Annotated in this window: 2 protein-coding genes and 1 pseudogene; all 3 read right to left on the bottom strand. The window is 69.9% G+C overall.

All coding sequences use genetic code 11. The features are described 5' to 3' along the window. Positions 1-393, bottom strand: a 393-nt coding sequence (locus ACZJYS_RS24170) for a hypothetical protein (RefSeq protein WP_493180622.1), incomplete at its 3' end; no start/stop codon positions are given. A 104-nt stretch (positions 394-497) separates the two neighbouring features. Next, positions 498-1,535, bottom strand: a complete 1,038-nt coding sequence (locus ACZJYS_RS24165; RefSeq protein WP_181378072.1) for a family 8 glycosyl hydrolase — start codon at positions 1,533-1,535, stop codon at positions 498-500. 119 nt (positions 1,536-1,654) lie between these two features. After that, positions 1,655-1,984 (bottom strand): annotated as a pseudogene (locus ACZJYS_RS24160) (hypothetical protein); the annotation flags it as partial.

Below are 1,984 nucleotides of genomic sequence, written 5' to 3'. Positions count from 1 at the left end.
CACCGACGGTTCCGGGGCGGGCGGCACATCGGTTGACACTTCACGCAGGTCGGACATGGAAGAAGCAGGGACCGGGCTTTCTACTCTCAATTTTGTGAGTACAGTCGAAAGCCGGGCCAGGTCCAGAGCCGGTTGCACCTGCGGGGACCGCGCAACCTCTGAATTTCGCGCGGCGTGTTGCGGAAGACACGCCTCATCCGCTTTCACAGGCACAGCCAGAAGCTGTGGCAAGGGAGCCGATTCAGACTCCACGGGCGGCGCCACGGCGGCCAGAATCGCGCCGGTCCTGTCTGACCGCTCCGCGCGGACCGGCTTGTTTCCAAAGGTTTGATACCGGATTCCCGGCATGTTCAGCGCAGTTGCCACACGCGCCACATCGACATCCTGCCCCATATCCGTCCGGCTCCTCCGACCCCGCACAGAATGACCGCTTCGTCCTCCGTGTGGTAGACAGCATTCCTACATATTCAACCGGAATGGTATCGAAATTTGGCAAATTACGTTTTTGCAGACATTGTCAATATTTTTAAGACATTTGAGTAATAATCATCCTGCCGCGGCATGGTGCTGATGCCTCCGGGGGGATATCCGGCCAGCTCCCTCACCCACCGGCCGATCTCCTGCATGCCCGGCGAGGCCGGATAAGGCGCGGTACGGTTGCTGAGCAGATCCACCCAGGCGGGCGGATAGGCATGCGCCGGATCGGCCCAGAACTGGCGGGCCGCCTGCACGGGCGCCTCATCCTCCAGCCCGGCCCAGCACAGGTAGAGGGGGATACGCACCGCATCGTAGGAGAAGCGGCCCGGCCAGCGCGGCGGCAGGCCGAGCGCGCCATCGGCGCGGCGCAGGCTCAGCCAGTCCGGCGGCAGGCTCCAGCGGCCGAAGCGGGCTCGGCGGAGCAGGGCCAGCCCGTCCTGCGCCAGGCGCAGCCAGGCCGGATCGGGCACCGCGCGGGCCAGCACGCCGAGGATGGGAAAGGCATAATAGGACGGGTTCAGGACCACATGGTCCGCCGCCTCGAAGCCATCCAGCGCGGGCAGCAGCACGGTGCCCCCCGCCACCTCGCGCAGCAGCAGGCGCAGCACGTCCCGCGCGATGGCGGCCCCCGCATCGGTATAGGCCGCCTCCCCCCAGCGCTGCCCGGCCAGCAGCAGGGATGCGGCGATGAACAGGTCGCCATCGGCGGCGTTGTTGCGGTCGGGCACGGGGTTGATGCCGCCCGGCATGTAGCGCCACGCCAGCAGCCGGTCCTGCGGGCGGGAGAGGACCTGGCGGGTCCAGTTCCAGATGCGGTCGAAATGCACGCGGTCGTCGCAGCGCTCGGCACAATAGAGGGCCCAGCCCTGCCCTTCCGAATGCGAGACGCCCTGGTTGCCGGTGTCCACCACCCGCCCCTCCGGGCGCAGGAAGGCCCGGCGGAAGCGCTGCCAGCCTTCCAGCAGCGGGGCGGGCGGCGGCGCGCCGGGCACCGGCATGGCGGCCAGGGCACCGGCCAGGGGCGCGCCGGCCGTGGAGGCAGTGGCCAGCGCGACCATCAGGGCGCGCCGGGAGAAGGGCGACGGCATGGCCCCGAGAGTTGGGCCGCGCCCCTTGCCGATTGGTTACGGCGCCGGCCGCCCCGGCGCCTCGCTGGACGCCGCGCTGGGCGCCGCGCTCAGTCGCCCACCTGCCCCCAGGCGCGTTCGCCCGGCCGCGCCGGGCAGGAGCAGGCCTGGCCGACATAGCCCGGCTGATCGAGCTGACACATATAGGGCCCGGCGTAGCAGGCCTGCCCCAGCCGCCCCTCGACGGCCGGCGGGGCATAGGAATAGGCGGGCGGCGGATATGGCGCCGGTACGGGAGCGTAGGGATAGGCGGGATAAGGGTCGGGGTAGGCCGGGTAGGCGGGGCCGATGCCGATCCAGACCCCGCCCCGGGCCAGGGCGGAACCGGCCGGCAGCCCCGCCAGCATCAGGCCCGCCAGGACGAGACCGAGCTTCATGCG

This window comes from Roseomonas sp. TS2, from assembly GCF_058833935.1.
This window is presented reverse-complemented; position numbering and strand designations above follow the sequence as displayed.

Excerpts from the sequence above, each read along its gene's own strand:
- ACZJYS_RS24165 (WP_181378072.1), bottom strand. The coding sequence starts at position 1,535 with ATGGTCGCGCTGGCCACTGCCTCCACGGCCGGCGCGCCCCTGGCCGGT.